We start from the raw sequence: 17019 nt of genomic DNA, 5'->3' as shown, positions 1-17019 counted from the left end.
CGTGCAGTTGCACGTAAAACACGAATACATCCGTGTCAATGGACAACGTTCGTCAAGTCCGGTGATCCTCTTCTTTCAGAAGCGACATGCGATCGTTCCCTCTACATTGGTAATCATTCATGTGCATCACCATCCTTTCATATATTGAATATTACCGAATATGTTATAAACGAAACGTCGAATTTTAATTATTTTTTTCGATACCGCGCATAGGTCGTCGCGAGTGCGACCGCAAGGACCAGCCCTTTGATGATATTCAACGAATAGTATGGAACAGACAGCATGACGAGACCATTTTCAAGAATCCCGACGAGACAAGCCCCAACGAGTGTGCCAAGCGCATTCGGCTTCCCTTGTCCTGCGAACGACGAGCCGATGAATGCGGCTGCGACCGCTGGCATCAGATAACCGGAACCGGCATTAATTTGTGACGACCCGACTTGTGACGCAAGCAAAATCCCACCGACCGCCGCAAGTAACCCAGCAATCAGATACGCGAGTGCCCGGTAGCGGTTGACACGAATTCCTGTCAGTCGTGCGGCTTCCGGATTCCCGCCGATGATATAGAGAAAACGACCGTGTCGCGTATGGCTTAAGAAGACGTGTGTCACAGCGACGACGACGAGCATGATGACGATGATCCAAGGCGCCTGGCTGATTTTCGCGAATGCCTCCGGAATCGTGCCGACTGTTGGTGTACCGTCCAGGCGCGGCATTCCGGCACTGATTGAACCACCACCGGTATACGTCATCGCGACACCTTCGACGATGAACATCGTCGCAAGCGTCGCAAACAAATCCGGAATCTTAAACCAGACGATGAGTAAGATGTTCACCAGAGCAACGCTAAGAGATAAGAGAAGTGCTAAACCAATCGAGACACCGAGCGGTAGACTGTACCAGACGAAGAACGAGACGACGAAAGAACTCGCAAGCGTCGCGGTCGACCCGACCGATAAATCAAATCCATTGACCGTCAAAGAAACGGTCAAGCCGATCGCGATAATCGTCACGATGGAGATACTTCGTAAAATATTAATCAAATTCGTCCCTTGTAGGAATGTTGGAGCCGTCGTCGCAAAAAACAGGACGAGGGCAAGGATCGCGAGGACGATCCCCCAGTCGTTCAAGAATCCGAGGACAGGACGTAAACCCTTCCCTCGGTTCGTTTGTTTTGATACTACCTCATTCATCGTTGCCCTCCTCCTGTCGCATACCACAACAAGGTTTCTTCTGATGTATCCGCCGTCTTCGTTTCATGGACGATCCGTCCATCGAACATGACGTAGATTCGGTCCGTGACGGTCAAAAGTTCATCCCATTCACTCGTCGCGTAAAGGATCCCTTTTTGTTGTTGCGCGAGTCCGTCAATCAGACGATAGATATCTTGTTTGGCTCCGACGTCGACACCTTTTGTCGGTTCGTCCAAGACGAGTACAGAAACATCGGTCAGTAACCATTTTCCGATGGCGACTTTTTGTTGATTCCCACCGGATAGTTGACCTACTTCCTGTTTCACGTCTGCCACTTTAATGCCCAGCTCCTTGACCCATTGCGATGCCTGATTTGCTTCTTTGCGACGATCCATCAGCCCCCAGCGGTTGACGAAATCATGAGCTGCCGCTGCTGTTAGATTTTCTGCGACAGAATCGGTAACGAGGATCCCTTCTTTTCGCCGTTCTTCTGGAACGAGACCGATCCCCGCTTGAATCGCAGCTTGCGGATTGCGAAGGCGATGGGCTTTTCCACCTATCCGAACCTCCCCTTCCTGAAACGGACGATCACCGAACAATGCTTTGCATAATTCCGTTTTACCGGCACCGACAAGACCCGCGATACCAACGACTTCACCTGCTTGAACCGTCAAGGAGATATCGTGGACGTCCGCATTCGTAGCACTCTCGACCGTCAGTACGTTTGTCGCGTTTACCCGTGACGTTTTCGCAACAGACGTAAGCTGACGCCCGAGCATTTGCTCAACGACAGCTTCCTTCGTGATGTCTGCCAAAAGATGTCGCGAGATGAGTTGACCGTCGCGCATGACCGAGATGGAGTCGCAAATCTCATATAGTTCCTGTAAACGATGCGAGATGAAGATGATCCCAAGCCCTCGTTCGGCTAAACGACGCACGACTGAAAAGAGATGGCTTGTTTCCGCCTGACTGAGAGGTGCCGTTGGTTCATCTAAAATCAAAAAACGGCGTTCTTGGACGAGGGCGCGAGCAATCAGTACGAGTTGCTTTTCAGCAAGCCGCAACTCCTCGACACGTGTCTTGACGGAAATATCCGCCTGTAATGTCGCTAACGCTTCCTTGGCACGCTGTATGTAACGGCGTTGGGATACGAAGCCAGTCATCGTTCCGTCCGTCAACAGATCGAGACAGATATTCTCAGCGACCGTCAAATACGGGACAAGCGCCACATCGACCTCTTGTTGGACGAGGTCGATTCCAATCTGTTTCGCATCACGTGGTGACGTGATGGACAACTCCTTCCCGTCGAGACGAATCGTTCCTTCGTCCGCCGTTTCCGCTCCGGATAAGACTTTCATCAACGTCGACTTACCGGCACCATTCGCACCGACAAGCGCGTGGATTTCACCGGATTTCACTTCAAACGAGACTTGTTTTAAGGCTTGCACTCCTGGAAACGCCAGTGAAATCCCAGTCATCTTCAAGTGATGATTGGTAGACGTCATTGTTTTTTATGGACGTCACGCAACCGGTCCATCCACGGTTCATTGAATTTGTCCGATGTACTCCATCCTTTGATGATCGTATCGAGATTGTACATCGTCGTATCCTGCTTCAACGCCTTCTGCTCCACGAGTTTCGCGTCGAGATCAAAGCTATCTGGTGTCTTCTCGCCAGCGATTTTCTTAGCCAGTAATCGCATGTCCGTTTGTCCAATCAAGAATGGATCCACCGCACTCGTCGAGACCCAGTTACTGCCTTTTTCACGCATCAGGTTGATATCCTGATTCGAGACATCGATCGAGATTAGCGGGATTTCTTGACGTTTATTATCCTTGAGCGATTTGTAAGCCCCTTTTGCGACTTCGTCCCACGCTCCCCAAACCGCATCAATGCTTCCTTTCGGATATTTCGCGAGAATCGCATTCATCTTCGTTGCGATATCCCCTTGGACATCTTGGAAGTTTGTCGGTCCAACCGTCTCAAGCGTTTTGATCTTACCGTCTGCTTCGTACGTCTTATAGATTTCCTGACGACGATCGAGCGGGGCAAAACCTGGTCCGAACCAAAGTTTGATGACACGGACCGGCTTTTTGTCCGTCACCTTCGTCACTTCATCAAGCGATAGCTTCGCGAGTTGATGATCGTTTTGGAATGTTTCCGTCACACCTTTTAACGCCGTTCCTTTTTTCTTCGTGACCGTATCGAACGTCACGACCTTCAGCCCTTTGTCGACCGCTGGTTTAATCATGTCATAGGCGTAGTCTTCCTTACCATGCGAGATGATGAGCCCATCATAATCTTGCTGAATCGCTTGCGCGACAAGCTCCTTGAACTTGACGTCGTTACCTTCCGAAATGAACGTGCTGACTTTAAAGCCAAGCGCTTCGCCTTCACTTCGTGCGCCATCAAGGAATTGTTTCGTATGGTCGTCCGATGCCAGGTTGCGGATGACGGCGATCTTGACGTCTGATTGAACCCCTTTTGGTACATCCTTAACGACCTTCGTCGTCGTGGCTTCTCCATTCGCACAAGCCGCTAGTAACAGTGCCGGTGCTAGGACGGCGTAAGCTAGTTTTTTCATGACATATCTCCTTATCCGAGGGGTTGAAGCCCTGTTAATTGTTCAATCGTTTCTTCATTCGGTTGCGTGATGACACCAAGTTCGGTGATGATGCCCGTGATCAATGTGTGTGGTGTGACATCAAACGCCGGGTTGAAGACAGCGACGCCTTCCGGTGCTGTCGCGACACCTTGGACAGTCGTCACTTCTTGCGGATCACGTTCTTCGATTTCGATCGCGTCTCCGGAAACGAGCGAGAAGTCGAACGTCGAGAGCGGTGCTGCGACGTAAAACGGAATACCAAAAGCTTGCGCGAGCAATGCCAATTGGAACGTCCCGATTTTATTCGCGGTATCTCCGTTTCGTGTAATGCGGTCGGCACCGACGATGATCGCATCGATCTGTTTTTCTTTCAGCGTATGGGCAACCATGTTGTCCGTAATTAACGTGACATCGATGCCGGCACGTTGCAGCTCCCATGTCGTCAATCGTGCTCCCTGCAGTAACGGTCGCGTCTCACTCGCAAAAACGGATAATTCGATACCGCGTTCTTTTGCGATGTAGAACGGCGCAAGTGCCGTTCCATAAGCAGCGGTCGCAATCGATCCAGCATTACAAATCGTTAGGATCCGGTCGCCTGACTGGAACAATTCCAGTGCATGAATCCCGATTTGACGTGACGTCTGCGCATCCTGGTCGTATAAGGCGACCGTCCGTTTTTCCAACCGTTCGCGAATCTCTTCTACCGACGTCCCATCTTGAATGATTGGATTCAACTGATTGAGTACATTTCGCAAATTGACGGCCGTCGGTCGTGTCGCGAGTAACGTCGCCGATGTCTCAAGCAAGGCTTGCTTGTAGACCGGTAGCGCCGCTTCAAACCGGTATGCTTCTTGAACGAGCACGAATCCACCGAATAAACTGATCGCAGGCGCGCCCCGGACACGTAGTTGTTTAATCGCCTCAACCGCTTGCGCGAGATCAGCAATGACTTCATAGTGCTCTTCTTGCGGTAGACGTGTCTGATCGAGAATCGTCAAGACACGGTCTTCGTAACGAATACTTTGGACGAATGTAGTCATCGGCTGAGTTCCTCCGTTACGTCAAAGTTTCGTAAATCATCGAATGTCCGGCATTCTGTACGGCGTTTGATTAACGCCGCTCCTAGACGAAGAGCGTGACGTTTCCGCTCTAAGCGTTCCGTCGTTGAATCGATTGATTCTAAATCAGCGACCGGTGCAAGACCAATCGTCCGCCGAATCAATTCGCAACCGGCAAAGCCAAGGGCATCCTGCAAGATCGTGCTCAGTACATCATCGACGAGTCCTGATGCCTGGAACGGTTCGACGGCTTCCCGTTCCCATAATGCACGGAACGTTGAAGCGAACGTCAGCCAGAACGTATCGATATCCTTGATTCGGGCGTCACGTCGTGTAGGGTAATCCGGATATGCTGCGAAGAATAAATGCGCAATGAACTGCCCGACATCGAATCCGAATGGACCATAAAAGGCGAATTCTGGATCGATGACTTTCGTTTCCGTCGCCGAGGCGAAGATGCTTCCTGTATGTAGATCGCCGTGCAGCAATGCATCTCCTTTCGTGATGAAGAGCGCTTCGAGTTTTGCGACTTCGCGTTTCAACTCATCGTCTGCCCATAGACGTGCCACCTCTTCTTCGAGTCCGGCTTCAATCTCGTTCGTCTCCGCGTCATGAAACGGATCCGTGAAGATTAATTTTTCCGTGATGTCGCACAAGTCTGGATTGTAGTACGTTCGGGCGACACGTTTCTTTTCAACCGGACCAAGCGCAAAGTCCGATGTATGGAATAACGTCCGAGCGAGATAAGAACCGATATGTTCCGCAAGCAACGGATACTGTTCACCTGCGAGTAAACCGCTTCGAACAATCGTCAGATGTGAAAGATCTTCCATGACCGTATACGCTTCTTCATGACTAGCATGAAAAACACGTGGTACGAACGGTACGGCATGCCGTGCGAATTCACGGAGTGCGGATTGCTCGATCCACGCCCGTTCGAGTGATAACGGCCAGCTCTCACCGACGACTTTTGCGTACGGGAGTGCTTGTTTTAGAATCAATCGATGTTCCCCCTCTCGAATTCGGAAAACGAGGTTGAGGTTCCCGTCGCCAATCTCTTCTGCTTCGACGGCTCCATCGCCGATCAGTCCTAGTGTCCGAACACGATCAATCGCGTCCTGTTCTGTGAATGCTTTGTATGTCATATCAGTTTCCCCCTATGTGATACACGAAAAAGCGCCTCTTTTCGTCATCGAAAAGAGGCGCAGGAAAGTCATTGCGTCCTCTTATCTCTCAGACGAAACGTCTGTTGGATGTAGCACCGTGCCCAGTGGTCGGTTGCTGCGGCGTCATCGGGCCAATTCCCTCTGCCAACTCGCGATAAGAGTCGTATGTAGTTGTCGTGTGTGATATTGATTTGAATCTTACTCAATCGACTTCCTCGCTGTCAAATCGAAATCAAGCAGAAACGGATATCATTTTTATGCCATCTATAGAAAGAGTATTTTCAAAAAAATAAATTTTCTAAAAATAGTTTGACAAGTGGCGATTCTCATGTAAAAATTGCAATTAGATTTCACAATTTCATCCAATTCTTATCAAGAGCAGACGGAGGGACAAGCCCTACGATGTCGCAGCAACCGACCTTTTGGCACGGTGCTAATTCTTGCAGCTACTAAGCTGACAGATAAGAGTCCACGTTCGAATCATTCATGGTCTCTTGTCGCTGACGAGAGACCATTTTTTTGTTGAAGGAGGAAAGACATGGCTTATATCACTGCTACTTATCAATTGACCGCCCGTGATCGACTCGAGCAACGCGCTGAACAACTCGCGCTTGGTCTGACAGTCGGTTCTTGGACGGAACTGAATCATCTCGAACAACAACAACTCGCCTCGTTCAAAGGGGAAGTCGTACATACCGAAGAGCGCGATGGCAAAGGATATATCACGATTCGTTATCCGGAACATAACGTGTCGCGCGACTTTTCTGCGATTCTGACGACCGTCTTCGGGAAACTCTCACTCGACGGTGAAATCAAACTAACGGAATTGCTATTACCCGATACATTTACGTCGGACTTTCCAGGTGCGAAATTCGGAATCGAAGGGGTCCGTTCCTTGATCGGTGTCGAAGATCGTCCATTGTTAATGAGCATCTTCAAAGGAGTCATCGGACGGGATTTATCGTTCCTTCGTGATCAACTCGAAGGACAACTCGCTGGTGGGATTGATCTCGTCAAAGACGATGAGATCCTATACGACAATCCGTTGACACCGACGATTGACCGGGCACGAATCGGACGTGAGGTCATCGATGCTCACTTCCACCGGACCGGTAAACGTGCGTTATATGCGATCACACTCAGCGGTCCCGTCTTTACGCTCAAGGATCAAGCCAAGCGATTGATTGATGCTGGAGCGACCGCATTCTTGCTGAATACCTTCACATACGGACTCGACGTCTTACGCGAACTGGCGAGTGATCCGGAAATCAACGTTCCGATCTTCAATCATCCAGCATATAGCGGTGCGTTGATCGCTAGCCCGAATCACGGAGTCGCAGCTCCTGTCTTACTCGGCACATTACCGCGTGCTGCTGGAGCAGACTTGACGCTATTCCCGTCTCCTTACGGCAATGTCGCTTTGCCAAAGGATGTCGCCCGTGGCATCGCGGTCGAAGCGACCCGTCTCGGTCAGACGAAATCGATCTTCCCGGTTCCTTCAGCCGGTATTCATCCTGGACTCGTCGCTCAACTCGTACGGGACTTCGGTATCGATTCCGTCATCAACGCCGGCGGCGGCGTACATGGTCATCCGCAAGGTGCTGCGGCTGGTGTCATTGCTTTCCGCCAGGCGCTCGATGCGGCACTCGCAAATGAATCCCTATCGGCGGCAGCATCGCGTCATGAAGAATTACGGATCGCCCTTGACGCTTGGGGGATCAAGTCATGACCGTACGGATTCTTTGTGACTTCGACGGTACGGTGACGACGCAAGATAACATCATCGCACTCATGCAGGCATTTGCGCCAGCTAGTGACTTCGAACCGTTGAAACGCGGCGTACTCGACCGAACGCTATCGATTCAGAGTGGTGTCGGGCAAATGTTCGCACTTCTGCCGTCTGACGGAAAAACAGCCTATCTTGACTTTTTGTTGGAGCGTGCAGTCATTCGCGACGGATTTTCGGAGTTACTTCAGTACAGTCGTCGTCAAGGAATCGATTTTTCGATCGTCAGCGGTGGAATGGACTTTTTCGTCGAACCGATCTTAGCGCCATTCCTTGAACAAGAACAGATTTACTGTAACGTCGCCGATTTCAGTGGTCCATTCGTCCATATCGATTGGCCAAACGCCTGCGATGCCCATTGCACGAACGGGTGCGGCTGTTGTAAAACGTCCGTTGCCCGGGCATTGCGCAAAGACGATGACGTCATCATCGTCATTGGTGACTCGGTGACGGACTTCGAACTCGCGAAACAAGCGGATCGTGTCTATGCCCGTGATTATCTGATCACGTTGTGTGAAGAGAACGATATCGCCTATACACCGTTTGAGACGTTCCACGACATCGTTCATGATTTAACACGAGCGGAGGTGACAACATGACATTCATGCGACGGTATGAAGAGCTACGCGCCATCAAACAAGAGCTTGCGGCGCGCGATTGGTTCCCTGGTACGAGTGGCAATCTCGCCATTCGGACGTCCGGTGTCCCGGTTGAATTCCTTGTGACGGCAAGCGGAAAAGATAAACGGCAGACGACTCCTGACGACTTCGTTCATGTCGATGCGACCGGTCAATTGATTGGTGAGCAATCCGGGCGTCCTTCCGCTGAGACATTGCTCCATGTCGAAGTGTTCAATCGAACGGACGCCGGTTGTTCTCTGCATGTCCATACGATTGCGAACAATGTGATTTCGGAACTCTATGGCGATCAAGGCAGCATCACCTTTTCCGGTCAAGAAATCATCAAGGCACTCGGACACTGGGAAGAGGATGCGACGGTCACGGTACCGATCATTCCGAATCATGCGGACATTCCGACGCTTGCCGCTGCTTTTGCACCGCATGTCACAGCGGACAGTGGTGCCGTCCTGATCCGCAATCACGGGATCACGGTCTGGGCACCGACCGCCTTTGAAGCAAAGAAACACCTCGAAGCCTTCGAGTTTTTATTCAATTACACGTTGACGTTGCAATCATGCCGTCAATCCATTCATTAAAAGGAGGAATCATCTCATGGCAACAGTCTTATTCCAAGAAACAAACACACGGTATACGGATCAAACGGAAGTCGCTGACTTCCTTGCGTCACGCGGCGTTCTTTACGAACAGTGGGACGTTTCGAAACTTCCAGCGCCTCTCGTTGAGAACTTCACACTGACGGATGCAGACAAACAAACGATTCTCGATACGTTCGCTCCCGAAATCAAAGACGTATCAGAACGTCGTGGGTATCAGACAGCTGATATCATCTCACTTTCGGATACGACACCGAACCTTGATGAGTTGCTCGTCAACTTCCAGAAAGAACATCATCACACGGATGATGAAGTTCGTTTCATCGTCAGCGGTCATGGCGTCTTCGCGATCAAAGACGAAGAAGTCGGCTACTATAACATCGAACTCAATCCTGGTGATTTGATTTCCGTTCCTGTTAACACACGCCACTACTTTACGCTTCAAGACGATCGTAAAGTCGTCGCTGTTCGGATCTTCGTCACGACAGACGGCTGGGTTCCGATTTACGAGAATGAGACGTCAACGGTCTCTTAAGATCGATAAAAGCGCTGTTTTCCTTCATATGAAGGGAATCAGCGCTTTTCTTATCGCACAAACATATCACTACATTGATACGTAACCGATATAATGAAGGAAAAGCGATGAGGAAGTGAGCGTCATGCATATTCGTCCCGTAATGGAACACGACTTACCAGCGATTCTCGCCATCTATAACGAAGGTATCGAAGATCGGATCGCAACGCTTGAGACCGACCAAAAGGACTTATCCTTCATGACCCAGTGGTATGCAGAACGCACCGATCGATATGCTGGATATGTCGCTGAAGATGACACAGGTGTCCTCGGCTTCATTTCCCTCGATCCGTATAATCCGCGTCCTGTCTACGCATCCGTCGGTGAGATTTCGGTTTATATCACTCGGACACATCGTGGACAAGGGATTGGCACACGTTTGCTCGAAACGATTGAACAACATGCCCGTGATCATCATATGCATAAGCTGATCCTCTTTACCTTCCCGTTCAATAAAATCGGACAAAAACTCTATATCCGCTCCGGGTTCCGGATCGTCGGAACGTTTAAGGAACAAGGACAGTTGAACGGCGAATATGTCGACGTCATGGCGATGGAGAAACGCTTGCGATAGGATTCATTGAATGCCAGACAGGGAATAGTCAATCCGAGTCATTGAGAGAGGATGAACCTAATGGATATTCAACAAATTCGTAATGCAACACTCGTTGTCACGTATGCCAATCAAGTCTTACTAATTGATCCGTTCCTCGGCGAAAAAGGCAGCTTGCCTCCCTTCGGTCAAACACCAAATGCCGTCGCCAATCCACTCGTCGACTTACCGGTCGATGTCAACACACTGCTCGATCCTGACGCTGTCTTTGTCACACACCTGCATGCCGATCATTTCGACGATTCTGCAAAACAACTTCTACCCAAGCATTTGCCACTCTATGCGCAGCAAGAAGAAGACGCGCAGCAAATCCGAGAAGCCGGCTTCACGAACGTCTCTTCCTTCGATTCCGGTGTAACGATCGGTGATATCCAGGTCCATCGAACAGGTGGACAGCATGGTGTCGGTGAAATCGGCGAACGGATGGGACGTGTGTCTGGGCTCGTCCTCACCCATCCGGACGAACCGACACTTTATATCGCAGGTGATACGATCTGGTGTGACGAGGTCGCGCATGCGATCGAACAACATACGCCCGATATCATCGTCGTCAACAGTGGCGCCGCCCAGTTCTTGACCGGAGAGCCGATCACGATGTCACAGCGTGATCTCCTTGCGGTTCATGAAGCGGCGGCGGAAGCGACGATCATCGTCTCGCACCTCGAGTCCGTCAACCACTGTCTCTTGCGACGTGATATGATTGCTGACTTTTTAACTGCTTTCCATCTCTCTGCCCATTTCCTGATTCCGGAGGATGGCGAAACGATGTCATTTTAAGAACAGTAACTTTCATTAAAAAGAAGCCCTTGTTTCGAATATCCATCGAAACAAGGGCTTCTTTTTGTTATGGGATGACGAGACCTAACAAACGAGCAAAGGCAACTGCTTGCTCTTCCGTAATGACAGCACCTGGTAAAAATCGCGGATCGATCGTAATACCAGAGAGTTCCGTCTGCCGGAGGTCAAGACCTTTTAACGGTGTTTCAATCCATTGGCTATCCGTAAGTCGGACCGCTTCGAGTTTCCACTGGGTCGGCTTCACTTCGAAGAACTGTGCTTCTTTCATCGTCGTTTCGCTCCAGTGTTGATGACGGACCGTACTGCGAATGAACTGTACGTAATCCGCAAGCCCTTCCTGAATCGTTAAATGGTCCAGCGTACAATCTTCGAACTGAACACCCGTCATCCGGCATCCGACGAAGGACACACGGTGAAAACGAGTTTCTTGGAAGTGACATCCGGTTAAGTCGCATTGCTCAAAACGAATATCTTCGAACGAACCACGGTCAAAGGTAAGATTCGCGAACGAGACATTTTGAAAACACACTTGATAGGCATCGATGCGTTCTGTCAGTTCACTCGGCATCGACTCTTTCTCATAACGCGCTCCTTTCAGATACGGATCATCGATTTCGACTTGATCGAACGTCTCTGACTGAAGCGTCTTCGGTAATTCTGGTAAACGGATAACGGTCTCTTTCAATGAAGGTTCCCCCTTTTTTCTCTCCCTTAGTGTACCAAACTCCTTTTATATGAGGAGAAATCGTTCGAATTCCCCTTTTTTCAACAGTTTTTATTTTGAGACACTTTGAGACCGTGCTATAGTCAAGGAAAATCAAAATAAGAACATACGTTCTTTTGTGTAAAGGAGTGATTCAGATGTTTCCTTCCGTCGTTTTACCACAAGATAAACGGATTTTTTGCGTCGACAGTGTGTCCTTCTACGCCAGCTGTGAATGCCAGTATCGCAATCTCCCCCCCTTGACGACACGCCTAGCGGTCGTCTCCGATTTAAAACGAAGCGGGTCCGTCATTCTCGCTGCCACCCCTGCCTTAAAAGCACTTGGAATCAAGACAGCCGGTCGATTATATGAAATCGAGCAATTGCCATACGCTGTTCGTCGTACGATTCGACTTGTCGAACCACGTATGCTCGCTTATATGAAGACGTCGATTCGTGTCCTGGATGTCCTGCACCAATTCGCCCCACCTGAAGCCATCCGCGTCTATTCGATTGACGAAAGCTTCATTGACATGACCGGAACCGATCGCCTATTTGGTTCCGACCTGCAAGCTGCCCTCAAAATTAAAGAAGCAATCCTGAAACAGACCGGCATCCACGTCCGGATCGGGATTGGTCCAAATAACGTCATCGCGAAACTGACGCTTGATTTAATCGGGAAAAAAGAAGGCATCGCGCGATGTGGATATGCTGATGTCGCACGACGTCTTCATGATTTTCCGATTCGGAAGATGTGGGGAGTTGGACATCGCATGGAACAACATCTGCAGATGATGGGGATTGAAACGATCGGTGATCTTGCCATGCGCCCCGTTGAAGAGTTACACGAACGCTTCGGTGTCATCGGTGCCGAACTGTGGCATCACGCTTGGGGACTCGACGCGTCACCGACACTTCTTGCGCCTCGTCATCTGTTCGAGAAAGCCCCTCAACGGACGATCGGACACGGTGTGACCTTAATGCAGGACTATTATCAGTTCGAACGCATTCGGAATGTGCTCAATGAACTCGTGCAGGATGTTGCCGCACGTTGTCGCTTTTCGAATCAAGTCGGCTGGACCGTTCACATCGGCGTCCGCTATTCTCGAAACGTCGTCCGAAGTGGTTTCTCCCGTCAAGTACGGTTGCCTTATCCGACATCCGATGAACGCATCATTCTGCGTCACGTCTTACAATTATTCGAACCGAATTGGCTCGACGGGGAACCTGTTCGTTTTTTATCCGTCGCAGTGGGGCATTTGACTGCCGATCAAGGCACCTTACAGTTGTCTTTGTTCGAGGATAATGCGCGGCTCTGGAAACGGCGACGGTTATTAAAAGCAATGGATGTCGTCAACCTTCGCTACGGAAAAGGAACGATTCGCCTCGCTGTCTCGTTTCTTGATACGAGTGTCGCCAAACGTCGTCTTCGTTTCGTCGGCGGTCATCCGGGAGGTGATCTTCATGACAGCGTATCGTGATCGGGGAAATTTAAAATGGATTCCTTTTCTCATGCCGGAACATTTGCAACTGTTGCGGGAATATTATGTCCAGATGCATCAGCTCGACTTGCCTGAAATTGATGAACAGTTGCAAGAATCATGGCACTTTCTGCTTCAAGAAGCTTTAATAGAAGGAAACGAACTTGAAATCACGTATTATAAGGAAAGTAGCTACGTGACGGTCGTCGGTTTCGTGGAACGACTAGAACCCGAACGTTCCGTTCTCTTTCTGCGCGGACGTGAAGTCATTGAAATTCCCTTCACACGAATCGTCCGGATCGAAAACGGGTAAGCTCTCATACAGATGGATGCTTTAAATCGTCCCCGGAAAGAAGGAATAGTCATGTTGGATTGGTTTACTTCCCTCCCCGTCGTCGTGCAAGCATTGCTTGCCGGAATGATGACGTGGGGGTTAACCGCACTTGGTGCGGCACTCGTCTTCGTCTTTACGACGATTGAAAAACGCGTCATGAACATGATGCTCGGTTTTGCTGCCGGCGTCATGATTGCCGCGTCGTTTTGGTCGCTGCTTGCTCCTGCGATCGAGTTCACGGAGCAGGATGGAGGAATCGCCTGGATTCCTGCCGCCATCGGTTTTCTCGCTGGTGGATTTTTCGTCCGTCTCCTCGACTTCGTTACGCCGCATTTGCACTTATCTGCACCACTCGAGACAGCGGAAGGTCCTTCGACAGGACTCAAGAAAACGACGTTACTATTTCTTGCGATCACGTTGCACAATATTCCCGAAGGTCTTGCGATTGGTGTCGCTTTTGGCGCCGCTGCCTTAAACATGGACGGGGCGACCGTCGCCGGTGCCTTGACGCTCGCACTCGGTATTGGGATACAAAACATGCCGGAGGGAGCTGCCCTATCGATTCCACTACGCGGTGAAGGCATGTCGCGTCGGCGCGCCTTCCATTACGGTCAATTGTCAGCAATCGTCGAACCGATTGCCGCGATGGTCGGAGCAGCCGCGGTCTTCTTCGTTCAACCGCTTCTACCGTATGCGTTATCGTTTGCTGCCGGAGCGATGATTTTCGTCGTCGTCGAAGAATTGATTCCGGAATCACAAGCAGAAAACGGATCCGATTTAGCAACGCTTGGTCTGATGGTCGGGTTTACGGTCATGATGATTCTTGACGTCGCTTTAGGATGATCCCGTTTCAAAACGAGTAGTGGACGATACTGTCTCCTGCTCGTTTTTCTGTTTGTAGATCCAGACATATTCCAGTGAAACCAATCGATTTGAAGTTTTTCTGACCTTGTGTCCTAACAGAAAGATTCCCTTTTCCTTCATGCCGTTTTAGTATGAATGAAAATGACCGGATTTCCTGATCTATCCGATGATACCTAAATCCATCTATTATCTTATCCAAACGAATTTAAATCGGACAACGCGTCTTACACGTCCGATCGTCTCTCAGACCTGCGCCCGATATTCCAATTAGTTCTATCTCACAAGAATAAAACATGATATGTTTTTAACTAGCACATCATATAGAAGGAGATTATCATGACAATCATTGAACTTTTAAAAGCGCTCTTACTCGGTTTCGTCGAAGGGATGACGGAATTTGCACCGGTCTCTTCCACAGGTCACATGATCATCGTCGATGACATGTGGTTGCAAACGACCGATTTTCTCGGTAAATATTCGGCGAACACCTTTAAAATCGTCATTCAGCTCGGATCGATTCTTGCGGTCGTCGTCGTCTTTTGGAAACGCCTCTTCAGCTTGATCGGTTTGTATAAGATTGAAGGCGAACACGACGCATCAGGGACACACAAATTAAAGCTACGTCACGTCTTGATCGGTCTTCTACCAGCAGCTGTTCTCGGATTGTTATTCGAAGATTTCATCGATGAGAACCTCTTCTCGATTGAAACGGTCATCATCGGTCTTGCTGTCGGTGCCCTCTTGATGATCGCAGCCGATAAATTCGGACCAAAGGAACCAAAAACGACATCGCTTGATCAGATTACATATCGCCAAGCAGCACTCGTCGGTCTGTTCCAATGTATTTCCCTTTGGCCTGGCTTCTCCCGTTCTGGTTCAACGATTTCCGGAGGGGTCTTCCTCGGGATGAATCACCGGACGGCAGCTGACTTTACGTTCATCATGGCTGTACCGATCATGTTCGGTGCTAGTTTCCTTTCGCTCGTTAAGAACTGGGAGAACATTCAACCGAACCACTTCGCATTCTATGCTGTCGGTTTCGTTGCGTCGTTCGTGTTTGCCCTCTTATCGATTCGCTTCTTCTTGAAGCTGATCAACAAGATCAAACTCGTTCCGTTCGCCATCTACCGTCTTGTCTTAGCAGCTATCTTAGCTGTCATCGTCTACATGTAAGTTCAAACCGTTAGCTATTTTAGCTGACGGTTTTTCATTTTTTTGAAACTAATTCAGTCGCTTAAGGGTATATAGGGATGAGACATAACTAAAGGAGTGAATGCCACATGGCACGCAGAAGTCGGAGTACATCAAAACTCCCATTAATCATCGGAGTCGTTGTTGTCGCCGTGATTGCCTTTTTAGCAATCGGACAATACAACAGCCTCGTCAATGTAGAAGAAGATGTATCGAATAAATGGTCGCAAGTCGACAACCAAATCAAGCGTCGTGCGGATTTGATTCCGAACCTCGTTGAAACTGTTAAAGGTGTCGCGGGTCAAGAAGAAAAAGTATATGGAAAAGTCGCAGAAGCCCAAGCGGGTCTTGCGCGTGCTGCGTCAACTGAACAACGGATCGAAGCCGACCAACAAGTCACGTCTTCGCTTCGGGGATTGATTGCCTTGCAGACGACTTACCCGGAACTTAAATCAAGCGAACGATTCCAATCCTTGATGGACACGCTGGAAGGAACAGAAAATCGTCTAGGGATCGCCCGCAAGGATTACAATGATGCTGTAACCCTCTACAACAAAAAACGTCGGAGCTTCCCAACGACACTTTACGCATCCGCCTTCGGATTCGAGAAAAAGCCGTATTACGAGATTTCAGACAGCGACCGGGAAAATCCGACCGTCGACTTTAACAGTGATTCGAAATGATTCGGCGGTGGACGCGACTTCTGTTGAGCGCGTTCCTCGTCTTCTTCCTCTTCGTTCCAACAGCTAGTGCCGTTTCAGAACGGACGGGAGCAGCCTTCTTCATTCAGGATGATGCTCAGCTGCTCACCCCTTCGGAAGAAGCCGAACTCGCGCAACTCGGTCAGGAACTCGAACAATATACGACAGCACAAGTCGTCCTCAAGACGGTTCCCGATCTAAAGGGACAGGATTTAAGCTCTTACGCCAATGAAACGTTCCGGCGCCAAGGCATCGGTCAAGAAGGAAAAGACAATGGTGTTCTTGTCGTCGTCGCTCCGAACGAAAAGGATCGCCAATTCCGGATCGAGGTCGGTTATAAACTCGAAGGGATTTTGACAGACATCACAGCCGGACGTATTCTCGATCAGTATGCTGTTCCTTACAAGGAAAACAGTGAGTATGGAAAAGCAGCATCCGAAACATATAAAGCGGTCGTCAGTGTCATTTCAAAGGACCAGTCGCTTGAGTCACAGGATCCTCCGAAAACACAAAATGACGACGGACTTCCGCTTTGGACGAAGATTCTGATCGGTGCTGGATTACTGATCTTATTGTTCCTCGATATGAAGTTCACCGGTGGTATGTTCTTCTTTGCGATTTTGAACATCTTCTCCGCGATCATGCGTGGTGGCGGTGGAAATGGTGGCAGTCGCGGTGGTGGCGGAAGTTCCGGCGGTGGTGGTGCCGAACGGTAGAA

18 protein-coding genes and 2 riboswitches are annotated in these 17019 nt (G+C 49.7%); of the genes, 12 read left to right on the top strand and 6 right to left on the bottom strand.

Features of this window, described 5'->3' with window-relative positions; genetic code table 11:
• Positions 1-188: 188 nt before the first annotated feature.
• From KNQ03_RS12855 to mtnK, 5 genes are read right to left on the bottom strand one after another with little or no spacing between them, the layout of a single operon-like run.
• A complete protein-coding gene (locus KNQ03_RS12855; RefSeq protein ID WP_029340729.1) occupies positions 189-1193 on the bottom strand; it encodes an ABC transporter permease in 1005 nt (334 codons plus the stop codon).
• The gene (locus KNQ03_RS12850; protein WP_214725045.1) at positions 1190-2698 is read right to left on the bottom strand and encodes a sugar ABC transporter ATP-binding protein; all 1509 of its coding nucleotides are present in this window, start codon (positions 2696-2698) and stop codon (positions 1190-1192) included. Before KNQ03_RS12850 ends, KNQ03_RS12855 begins: the two co-directional genes overlap by 4 nt.
• Entirely contained in the window at positions 2695-3777 is a 1083-nt protein-coding gene (locus tag KNQ03_RS12845) for a sugar ABC transporter substrate-binding protein (protein WP_029340727.1), read from the bottom strand. The genes KNQ03_RS12850 and KNQ03_RS12845 overlap by 4 nt, the downstream gene beginning before the upstream one ends.
• 11 nt (positions 3778-3788) lie before the next feature.
• Positions 3789-4838 carry an S-methyl-5-thioribose-1-phosphate isomerase gene (gene mtnA, locus KNQ03_RS12840; protein ID WP_214725043.1) on the bottom strand — a complete coding sequence of 350 codons (1050 nt, stop codon included), beginning with the start codon at positions 4836-4838 and terminating at the stop codon, positions 3789-3791.
• Positions 4835-6001, bottom strand: a complete 1167-nt coding sequence (gene mtnK, locus KNQ03_RS12835) for an S-methyl-5-thioribose kinase (protein WP_058265590.1) — start codon at positions 5999-6001, stop codon at positions 4835-4837. The genes mtnA and mtnK overlap by 4 nt, the downstream gene beginning before the upstream one ends.
• Before the next feature lie 78 nt (positions 6002-6079).
• Positions 6080-6183: riboswitch (SAM riboswitch) on the bottom strand.
• Between the two features lie 205 nt (positions 6184-6388).
• A riboswitch (SAM riboswitch) is annotated at positions 6389-6490 on the top strand.
• Positions 6491-6560: 70 nt separating this feature from the next.
• Here mtnK and KNQ03_RS12830 point away from each other — a divergent pair.
• The 6 genes from KNQ03_RS12830 (at position 6561) to KNQ03_RS12805 (ending at position 11006) form a co-directional block, all read left to right on the top strand.
• Positions 6561-7751: a 2,3-diketo-5-methylthiopentyl-1-phosphate enolase gene (locus KNQ03_RS12830; protein WP_029340724.1), complete on the top strand. Its 1191-nt coding sequence runs from the start codon at positions 6561-6563 to the stop codon at positions 7749-7751.
• Positions 7748-8407 (top strand): 2-hydroxy-3-keto-5-methylthiopentenyl-1-phosphate phosphatase, encoded by a 660-nt coding sequence (locus tag KNQ03_RS12825; protein ID WP_149426786.1) that lies wholly within the window; start codon positions 7748-7750, stop codon positions 8405-8407. Before KNQ03_RS12830 ends, KNQ03_RS12825 begins: the two co-directional genes overlap by 4 nt.
• The gene (locus tag KNQ03_RS12820; RefSeq protein ID WP_023467033.1) at positions 8404-9024 is read left to right on the top strand and encodes a methylthioribulose 1-phosphate dehydratase; all 621 of its coding nucleotides are present in this window, start codon (positions 8404-8406) and stop codon (positions 9022-9024) included. Before KNQ03_RS12825 ends, KNQ03_RS12820 begins: the two co-directional genes overlap by 4 nt.
• A gap of 16 nt (positions 9025-9040) precedes the next feature.
• Positions 9041-9577, top strand: a complete 537-nt coding sequence (locus tag KNQ03_RS12815) for a 1,2-dihydroxy-3-keto-5-methylthiopentene dioxygenase (RefSeq protein ID WP_023467032.1) — start codon at positions 9041-9043, stop codon at positions 9575-9577.
• Positions 9578-9701: 124 nt separating this feature from the next.
• Positions 9702-10190 carry an arsinothricin resistance N-acetyltransferase ArsN1 family A gene (locus KNQ03_RS12810; RefSeq protein ID WP_149426785.1) on the top strand — a complete coding sequence of 163 codons (489 nt, stop codon included), beginning with the start codon at positions 9702-9704 and terminating at the stop codon, positions 10188-10190.
• A gap of 60 nt (positions 10191-10250) precedes the next feature.
• The gene (locus tag KNQ03_RS12805; protein ID WP_149426784.1) at positions 10251-11006 is read left to right on the top strand and encodes an MBL fold metallo-hydrolase; all 756 of its coding nucleotides are present in this window, start codon (positions 10251-10253) and stop codon (positions 11004-11006) included.
• A gap of 67 nt (positions 11007-11073) precedes the next feature.
• Here KNQ03_RS12805 and KNQ03_RS12800 read toward each other — a convergent pair whose 3' ends face one another.
• The gene (locus KNQ03_RS12800) at positions 11074-11712 is read right to left on the bottom strand and encodes a pentapeptide repeat-containing protein (protein WP_149426783.1); all 639 of its coding nucleotides are present in this window, start codon (positions 11710-11712) and stop codon (positions 11074-11076) included.
• 176 nt (positions 11713-11888) lie between these two features.
• Between KNQ03_RS12800 and KNQ03_RS12795 the strand changes: the two genes are divergently transcribed.
• From KNQ03_RS12795 to KNQ03_RS12770, 6 genes are all read left to right on the top strand, one after another.
• Positions 11889-13211: a Y-family DNA polymerase gene (locus tag KNQ03_RS12795; RefSeq protein ID WP_149426782.1), complete on the top strand. Its 1323-nt coding sequence runs from the start codon at positions 11889-11891 to the stop codon at positions 13209-13211.
• Entirely contained in the window at positions 13195-13524 is a 330-nt protein-coding gene (locus KNQ03_RS12790; protein ID WP_023467027.1) for a YolD-like family protein, read from the top strand. The genes KNQ03_RS12795 and KNQ03_RS12790 overlap by 17 nt, the downstream gene beginning before the upstream one ends.
• Positions 13525-13575: 51 nt before the next feature.
• Positions 13576-14388 (top strand): ZIP family metal transporter, encoded by an 813-nt coding sequence (locus KNQ03_RS12785; protein ID WP_023467025.1) that lies wholly within the window; start codon positions 13576-13578, stop codon positions 14386-14388.
• Positions 14389-14745: 357 nt separating this feature from the next.
• Positions 14746-15582: an undecaprenyl-diphosphate phosphatase gene (locus KNQ03_RS12780; protein ID WP_149426781.1), complete on the top strand. Its 837-nt coding sequence runs from the start codon at positions 14746-14748 to the stop codon at positions 15580-15582.
• Between the two features lie 107 nt (positions 15583-15689).
• A complete protein-coding gene (locus tag KNQ03_RS12775) occupies positions 15690-16283 on the top strand; it encodes a LemA family protein (protein WP_050677130.1) in 594 nt (197 codons plus the stop codon).
• Positions 16280-17017 (top strand): TPM domain-containing protein, encoded by a 738-nt coding sequence (locus KNQ03_RS12770; protein ID WP_149426780.1) that lies wholly within the window; start codon positions 16280-16282, stop codon positions 17015-17017. Before KNQ03_RS12775 ends, KNQ03_RS12770 begins: the two co-directional genes overlap by 4 nt.
• Positions 17018-17019: the final 2 nt, after the last annotated feature.

Origin of the sequence: Exiguobacterium sp. s143 (assembly GCF_018618895.1) — a bacterium.
Taxonomy (GTDB): domain Bacteria; phylum Bacillota; class Bacilli; order Exiguobacteriales; family Exiguobacteriaceae; genus Exiguobacterium_A; species Exiguobacterium_A abrahamii.
Note: the sequence above shows the minus strand (reverse complement) of the source record. Positions and strands in the feature narration are given on the sequence as shown.